This window comes from Arthrobacter sp. 35/47, from assembly GCF_000520475.1.
Classification (GTDB): domain Bacteria; phylum Actinomycetota; class Actinomycetes; order Actinomycetales; family Micrococcaceae; genus Arthrobacter_D; species Arthrobacter_D subterraneus.
In genome coordinates this window covers 43,525-50,863 of sequence record NZ_KI914597.1, presented here as the reverse complement: position 1 = coordinate 50,863, position 7,339 = coordinate 43,525, and the positions used below count along the sequence as shown (strand labels likewise).

Below are 7,339 nucleotides of genomic sequence, written 5' to 3'. Positions count from 1 at the left end.
GTCCCGCTCATCATCGCGTTCCTGGGCCTGCAGCGCTTCTGGAGCAGCGGCCTCGGCGCGGGAAGCGTCAAATAAACCCGACCGCATGAAAATCACCGGAAGGCGCCCGCCTTCCGGCCTCATACACAAAGGAAAAATACAATGCGCAAGCATCATGGAAAGACCACCGCCGCCGTCGTCATGGTCTCTGCCCTGGCCCTCGCGGGCTGCTCCGGCGGGTCCAACACCGCCGGAGCACCAGGAGCTGCGATCATCGGGGCGCTGGTCTCGATCGTCCCGCTCATCATCGCGTTCCTGGGCCTGCAGCGCTTCTGGAGCAGCGGCCTCGGCGCGGGAAGCGTCAAATAAACCCGACCGCATGAAAATCACCGGAAGGCGCCCGCCTTCCGGCCTCATACACAAAGGAAAAATACAATGCGCAAGCATCATGGAAAGACCACCGCCGCCGTCGTCATGGTCTCTGCCCTGGCCCTCGCGGGCTGCTCCGGCGGGTCCAACACCGCCGGAGCACCAGGAGCTGCGGCGTGCGAGCCCTCCACCGAGCCTGTAGAGCTCACCTACACCGCATGGGTTCCGGGCATGGACAAGGTTGTGGAGCTGTGGAACGAGGAGAACCCGGACATCCAGGTGACCGTGCAGTCCGGCCCCAACGGAAATGCCGGCACGTACCGGAACTTCTTCAACCAGCTTCAGGCAGGCAACGCCCCGGACCTCGGCCAGATCGAATACGACGCGCTGCCCAACTTCCGGGTCCAGGACGGGCTCGAGAACATTGCCGCCTGTGAAGGCATCGCCGAGGCGAGTGACCAGTTCATCGACTGGACCTGGAACCAGGTGACGTTCGGTGAAGAGGACGCCGTCTACGCGATCCCGCAGGACAGCGGTCCGATGGCGCTGTTCTACCGCGCGGACCTGTTCGAACAGGCCGGCATCGAGGTCCCCACCACCTGGGAAGAGTACGCCACCGCCGCCGGGCAGATCCGTGAGGAAGGCGGTTACATCCACAACTTCCCGCGCTCGGACGTGAACTGGTTCGCCGGCCTCGTCTGGCAGGCAGGCGGCGAGTGGTTCAGCAACGAGGAAGACGGCTGGGAGGTCAACCTCACCGGCGAGGAGTCCACCCAGGTGGCCGAGTACTGGCAGGGCCTCCTCGAGGATGACCTTGTCTCCACGCTGCCCTCCTTCTCCGACGAGTGGAACGCATCCTTCAACGAGGGCGACCAGTGGACCTGGGTGTCCGCGGTCTGGGGTACCTCCACCCTGCAGAGCGGCGCGCCGGACACCTCCGGCAAGTGGGCCGTTGCCCCGATGCCGCAATGGTCTGAAGACCAGAGCGCTGCCAGCAACTGGGGCGGATCATCCACCGCCGTGCTGAAGGGGTCCGACCACCCCTATGAAGCCTCCCAGTTTGCGCTGTGGCTCAACACCGACCCGGAGGCGCTGGCCCTGGCCAACGAGCTGGGCGGACTCTACCCGGCCGCATCGGCAGGATCAGAGCTCGAGGCGTTCGCCGGTGAGTCCGAGTTCTTCGGTGGACAGGCCGTCTACGACGTCTTCGCCGAAGCCTCTAACAACGTTGACCCCGAGTTCACCTGGGGCCCCACCATGACCCAGACCTACACCGACGTCTCCGATGGGTTCGGCGCCGCAATCGGCGGTGAGTCTACGCTGAGCGAGGCCCTGCAGAACGGCGAAACCAAGACCGTCGACGCCCTGAAGGCACAGTCCATCCCCGTAGTGGAGTAGGTCCGGTTCGATTTGTCGGCTGGTTGCAGGTCCGTCGGTACGTTGCGACGGACCTGCGGCCGGCCGATGTTTTTGTCCCAACAGGCGCGCGGACGTAAGCGTCCGGCTGCATACTTCCAGCCGACCATCAGGTGCAACCTGTAGCCTTGGGACATCTTCGGGAATCTTGGGGACCCTCCGCGGCTGGGAAGTCGGTTATCGACTTCAGGGATTTACATGACTATCACTGCACCCGCCCGCACCGTGCGCGTTGCCAAACCGAACGACGTCGTTGCCTCCTATACGACGCTCCTCAAGGAAGTGCGCAGGGAAGGCCTCCTGACCCGGAAGCGCGGCTTCTACATCTCGGTGATGGCCTGCCTCGGCCTGGCGCTCGGCGCTTCCTGGACGGGCTTTGCCCTTTTGGGCGACACCTGGTTCCAGCTCCTCATCGCCGGCGTGCTCGGCATCGTCCTCACGCAGATCGCGTTCCTCGCCCATGAGGCGTCCCACCGCCAGATCTTCGCCTCCCGCGGCGCCAACGACTGGTCCGGGCGCATCCTGGCCGCCGGCGTCGTCGGCATCAGTTACCAGTGGTGGATGAACAAGCACTCCCGCCACCACAATGACCCCAACGTAGTGGGCAAGGACCCGGACATCGAGGTGGACACCATCTCGTTCATCGAGGAAGACGCCGCCAAGGCGAAGGGCATCCAGGCCTGGGTCACCCGGCGCCAGGGCTACCTGTTCTTTCCCCTGCTGACCTTCGAGGGCCTCAACCTGCACGCCCGCTCCATTGCCACGCTGTTCCGCCCCGGGGCGATCCAGGGTCGCTGGGTCGAGCTGGCGCTCCTTGCGGTACGTTTTGGTCTCTTTTTCGGTGTGCTGTTCTGGTTCCTGCCCGTCGGGATGGCCTTCGCCTTCATCGGCGTGCAGATGGCCGTGTTCGGGATCTACATGGGCGCTTCCTTCGCACCGAACCACAAGGGCATGCCGATCATCCCCCGCGGCAGCAAACTGGATTTCTTTCAGAAACAGGTCCTCACCTCGCGCAATATCCGCGGCGGCAACTTCATCAACAACGCCTACGGCGGCCTGAACTTCCAGATCGAGCACCACCTCTTCCCGGACATGCCGCGCCCGCACCTGCGCCGGGCGGCCGTGATTGTGCGCGAGCACTGCGAGCGCCTCAAGGTCCCCTACACCGAGGTGGGCGTGGCCGCGTCCTACGGCGCCGTTGTCTCCTACCTGAACCGGGTGGGCCTCTCAGCCCGGGACCCCTTTGACTGCCCGATGGTCAACCGGTACCGCCGGCCGTAGTTCCGAGAGCCCTCACGACGACGGCGACCCCCACCATCCGGTGAGGGTCGCCGTCGTCGTTCTTCCGGCTGGTGAAACTAGACGCCCACCGGCACGGTGAGCGGGAATCCCGTGACCCGCTTCGGACGCGGCGGGGCGAAGGTGCGCACCTTGGAGGTGGTCAGTCCCAGCCGCACCAGGCCTTCAGCAATCACGACGGCGGAGCTCACCCCGTCCACCACGGGCACGCCTGCACGGAGACGGATCTGCTCGTCGAGGCCGGCCATTCCACCGCAGCCCAGGACGATCACCTCGGCCTTGTCCTCTGATACCGCCAGTTCGGCCTGCCGCACGATGGCCTCGACAGCGCCGGCCGGATCCTCCTCCAGCTCAAGGACCGCCAGCCCGCTGGCACGCACGGATGCGCACCGGTCCGACAGCCCCGCCAGTTTCAGCCGGTCCTCGATGAGCGGAACCGCGCGGTCGAGCGTGGTGACCACGGAGTATTTGTGCCCGAGGAACATGGCGGTGCTCGCCGCGGCCTCCGTGATGTCCACGACCGGCACGTCGAGAAGCTCCTGGAGGCCTTCCCGTCCGTGCTCTCCGTAGCCGGCCTGGATGACGGCGTCGAACGGCTCCGGGTAGGAACGCACAGTGTGCATGACGGCAACTGCGGCGAGGTAGCTTTCAAAGTTTCCCTCCACGGATTCGGCACCGAATTCGGGGGTCAGCGGCACAATCTCGGTGCCCGGCGCCGCCGCGGCCCGTGCCTGCTCGCCGATGGAGTCGGTCATGGACTGGGTGGTGTTGACGTTGACGACAAGGATTCTCATGGGTTTCTTCCGCTCTCTAGTGGACGCTGGAAACGGCGATGGGTTCCCCTGAGACGTCTTCGAACGTCCTGTCCCGGTCCGCGATGAAGTAGTACACCAGCGCCGCTATGCCTGCGCCGAAGAACCAGGAGAACGGCGCGGCCGCTGACAGGTACGGGATGAAGGCAATCAGGATGGCGATCAGTGACGAGGGGATCAGCGCGGCGATGGCCTTGGTGTTGTACCCGCGCCGGTAGAAGTACGCGCCGGAGGGGTTTTCCGTGTAGAGGTCGGGGACGTTGACCCGACTGCGCCGGATGAGCCAGTAGTCAGCCATCACCACGCCGAACAGCGGGCCAAGGACCGCTCCGAGACCACCGAGGAAGTACACGATGACCACCGGGTTGTTGTAGAGGTTCCAGGGCAGGATGACCAGTCCGATGACCGCGCTGATGATTCCGGCCTTGCGGAAGTTCAGGTACTTCGGGAACAGGTTGGCCAGCATGTATACCGGGGCCACAAAGTTGGCCATCAAATTGACCGCGATGGTGAGGATGAGCAGGGAAAGGCAGGCGAGCACCAGCAGGAAGGTGCTGGGGATGGTCTGGACGATGTCCGCCGGGCTGGTGATGATGGTTCCGTTGATGGTGAACTGCGCACCGGCGAGTACCACCACGATGGCCCCGAAGAGCATCATGTTGATGGGGATACCCCAGAAGTTGCCGCGCGTGACGGCCTGCTTCGAGACCGCGGACCGGGTGAAGTCGCAGAAGTTGAGCACGAAGGTGCCGTAGATGGCCACCCACAAAGCACCGCCGCCGAAGATCGCGACCCACATCTCGGCACCGCTCAGGCTCTGGTCCGTTGTGAACGCGATGGAGCCGCCGGCTTCGATCAGCATCCAGATGGCCAGCGCAGCGAAGGTGAACAGGATGACCGGGCCGGCAAATGCCTCGTACTTCCTGATCATCTCCATGCCGTAGCTGACAATGACCACCTGGACGATCCACAGGGAGATGAATGCGAACCAGCCGAGTGTCGAGAGCCCGAGGATGTTGTCGGCATCGAGGCTGGCAAGCCCCGGGAACACTGCGATGAGCAGGACCCGGAAGACGACTGACGCGAGGTAGGTCTGGACGCCGAACCAGACGATGGCTACGCCGCCGCGCAGGATGGCCGCAATCTGTGCTCCGTGGATTCCGAAACTGATCCGGCTCATCACGGGGAAGGGGATGCCGGTCTTGACTCCCATATAGCCGGAGAGGTTCAGCAGAAGGAAGAGCAGTACAGCGCCGACGCCGAGCGCGAGCAGGATCTGCCAGCCGCCGAGGCCAAGGGCAAACAGCCCGATGGCGAAGGCATAGTTTCCAAGGCTGTGTACGTCATTGGCCCACAGCGTGAAGATGCTGTAGCTGGTCCATTTGCGGCCTTCGCGTTTGGTGGGTGCGAGGTCCTGGTTATAGAGCCGCGGGCTGACGGCGGCGAGTCCTTCGGACTGCGCTCGTGCATTGGCTTCAGCGGCGGCGGCAACTTCTTCCGTTATTGCCGGTGCGGGATCGACTTTCATAGTCTGCCTGTTCTGTCCTGGGCGCATCGTTGCGCCGGATGGTAGGGCGGTCAAGCTTTGGTGACCGGTGGGGTTCGACGACGACGGCACCGTGTGGGTGCCCTGCGATGCCGGTGGGCATCCGATGTGCCCGTGAGACTGTGACGACGCTCACCGTCGAGCGATCACAATAAGCGTAGGGCGGTTCACGTTATTCCGCAAGGGGGAACCACATTTCCATATAGTGGAATGATGTAAAAAAGCCCGCATCCGCTGATGGGATGCGGGCAGCCCGTTCGAGGGCGGTAGGGATCCCCGGACGTTCTGGCCGGGGTCCTGCTCTCTGGAAGAGTACGGCGGTGAGCCCTTAGGCGTTCCAGAGTCCGTAGGAATCAGCCAGCGAGGAGATCTTCTGCGCGCGGGCCAGGCGCGGCAGGTAGGAGCCGTCACCGACCACCGCACCGGAAGCGTGCGCGTCGAGCAGTTCGTGCGCCCACTGGATCTCGGACTCGCTTGGCGAGAGGCCCTTGTTGATGGTGTCCGCGGCCTCCGGGCGGAGGCACAGCTTGCCGGTCATCCCCATGGATGCGGTAACCTTGCACGCCTCCAGGAGATCCTCGCCCAGCGCTCCGACGGTCGGTCCGTCGATGGGGCCGGGCAGCTGGCCCACACGGGAGGCGACCACGAGTTTGGCGCGGGCATAGGCCAGGGCCATCGGGTCATCCGAGGCACCGGTGTCCCGGCGGAAGTCGCCCACGCCGAAGGCGAGGCGGAAGGTGCCGGGGGCACTGGCGATCGCTGTGGCGTTCTCGATACCGAGGGCTGATTCGACGAGCGCGAGCACCGGGGTGCCCGCCTGCAGGCGCATGGCGGTGTGGGTGACCTGCTCGGGCTTTTCCGTCATGGCGAGCATGACTCCGCGGAGCCCGGGCGCCCTGGACAGGGCGGCGAGATCGTCAGCCCAGTAGTCGGTTTCGATACCATTGACGCGCACCCAGGCGGTCATGCCGGTGGAGAGGGCCTCGACAACCCGCTCGCGTGCTTCTGCCTTCGATGGCGCCGGCACCGCGTCCTCAATATCGAAGACCACTGAATCCGCTTCGGATGCCAGCGCGGGGGCGAAGTTTGACTCCGACGCAGCGGAGGCGAGCAGCCAGGAGCGGGACAGCTTGGCGGGAAGCGCGGCAGCGCGGCTATTGCGAAGGGGAGCCATACCGAGAACCTTACGCAACCGGCGTCGTCGTAATCCACCGCCGGGCCGTGGAGGACGGTAAACACTACGACCAAAAAAGTCTTCTGGCCGTCCTTCGGCCTTCCTTAGTGAGTTTTCGCAATACAGTAAGTGATTATCACCAGATGAAAGGACCAACCCATGAGCAACCACCTCACAGTTGGAGATCCGGCTCCATCGTTCACGCTTCCTGACGCCGACGGCCAGCCCGTGAGCCTGGCGGAGTTCCGGGACCGCAGCGTTGTTGTCTACTTTTACCCCAAGGCGGAAACGCCGGACTGCACCACGGAGGCGTGCGACTTCCGCGACAACCTGGCGTCGCTGCAGGGTGCAGGCTTCAGCGTTGTGGGCATCTCGCCCGATACGCCCGAGGAGCTGGCTGCGTTCACGAGCAACCACGGCCTTGCCTTCCCGCTGCTCTCCGACGTGGACAACGCCGTCGCGAAGGCATGGGGCGCGTACGGCGAACGGGAGCGGAACGGTCAGACCACCGTCGGCATCATCCGGTCAACCATCGTTGTGGGTCCGGATGGAACGGTTGAGCATGCCGAGTACGGTGTGGACGCGAAGGGCCACGTGGCACGCCTGCGGGAGCAGCTGAGCGTCGCCTGACCCGTTCCACCCTTGCGGGGCCACGCGCAAAAGGCCCTCCCCTGGCTAAAGAGGGAGGGCCTTCTGCGTTCCCGGATGGACGTGCTAGCACCCTTCCGGAGTGTTGGTGCATCG

Annotated in this window: 6 protein-coding genes and 1 pseudogene; 4 read left to right on the top strand and 3 right to left on the bottom strand. The window is 64.5% G+C overall.

Features of this window, described 5'->3' with window-relative positions; all coding sequences use genetic code 11:
- Positions 1-249: 249 nt before the first annotated feature.
- From X803_RS21855 to X803_RS0109505, 3 genes and pseudogenes are all read left to right on the top strand, one after another.
- Positions 250-348: pseudogene (locus X803_RS21855) on the top strand (carbohydrate ABC transporter permease); the annotation flags it as partial.
- Positions 349-414: 66 nt separating this feature from the next.
- The gene (locus X803_RS0109510; protein ID WP_026544968.1) at positions 415-1,746 is read left to right on the top strand and encodes an ABC transporter substrate-binding protein; all 1,332 of its coding nucleotides are present in this window, start codon (positions 415-417) and stop codon (positions 1,744-1,746) included.
- 216 nt (positions 1,747-1,962) lie between these two features.
- Positions 1,963-3,045: a fatty acid desaturase family protein gene (locus tag X803_RS0109505; protein WP_026544967.1), complete on the top strand. Its 1,083-nt coding sequence runs from the start codon at positions 1,963-1,965 to the stop codon at positions 3,043-3,045.
- A gap of 77 nt (positions 3,046-3,122) precedes the next feature.
- On the opposite strand, the gene X803_RS0109500 is transcribed toward X803_RS0109505, so the two are convergent.
- The 3 genes from X803_RS0109500 to X803_RS0109490 all read right to left on the bottom strand — a co-directional run bounded on the left by X803_RS0109500 (position 3,123) and on the right by X803_RS0109490 (position 6,595).
- Positions 3,123-3,857 carry an aspartate/glutamate racemase family protein gene (locus tag X803_RS0109500; protein WP_026544966.1) on the bottom strand — a complete coding sequence of 245 codons (735 nt, stop codon included), beginning with the start codon at positions 3,855-3,857 and terminating at the stop codon, positions 3,123-3,125.
- Positions 3,858-3,873: 16 nt separating this feature from the next.
- Positions 3,874-5,403 carry an NCS1 family nucleobase:cation symporter-1 gene (locus tag X803_RS0109495; RefSeq protein ID WP_173400907.1) on the bottom strand — a complete coding sequence of 510 codons (1,530 nt, stop codon included), beginning with the start codon at positions 5,401-5,403 and terminating at the stop codon, positions 3,874-3,876.
- 346 nt (positions 5,404-5,749) lie between these two features.
- Complete coding sequence (locus tag X803_RS0109490) at positions 5,750-6,595, bottom strand: HpcH/HpaI aldolase/citrate lyase family protein (RefSeq protein ID WP_026544964.1); 846 nt, start codon at positions 6,593-6,595, stop codon at positions 5,750-5,752.
- A gap of 159 nt (positions 6,596-6,754) precedes the next feature.
- On the opposite strand from X803_RS0109490, the gene X803_RS0109485 reads away from it, so the two are divergent.
- Positions 6,755-7,225 carry a peroxiredoxin gene (locus tag X803_RS0109485; RefSeq protein WP_026544963.1) on the top strand — a complete coding sequence of 157 codons (471 nt, stop codon included), beginning with the start codon at positions 6,755-6,757 and terminating at the stop codon, positions 7,223-7,225.
- Positions 7,226-7,339: the final 114 nt, after the last annotated feature.

Bases quoted from the DNA above. Each gene is read 5' to 3' on its own strand.
- X803_RS0109510 (WP_026544968.1), top strand. From the start codon at position 415: ATGCGCAAGCATCATGGAAAGACCACCGCCGCCGTCGTCATGGTCTCT.
- X803_RS0109505 (WP_026544967.1), top strand. From the start codon at position 1,963: ATGACTATCACTGCACCCGCCCGCACCGTGCGCGTTGCCAAACCGAAC.
- X803_RS0109500 (WP_026544966.1), bottom strand. From the start codon at position 3,857: ATGAGAATCCTTGTCGTCAACGTCAACACCACCCAGTCCATGACCGAC.
- X803_RS0109495 (WP_173400907.1), bottom strand. From the start codon at position 5,403: ATGAAAGTCGATCCCGCACCGGCAATAACGGAAGAAGTTGCCGCCGCC.
- X803_RS0109490 (WP_026544964.1), bottom strand. From the start codon at position 6,595: ATGGCTCCCCTTCGCAATAGCCGCGCTGCCGCGCTTCCCGCCAAGCTG.
- X803_RS0109485 (WP_026544963.1), top strand. From the start codon at position 6,755: ATGAGCAACCACCTCACAGTTGGAGATCCGGCTCCATCGTTCACGCTT.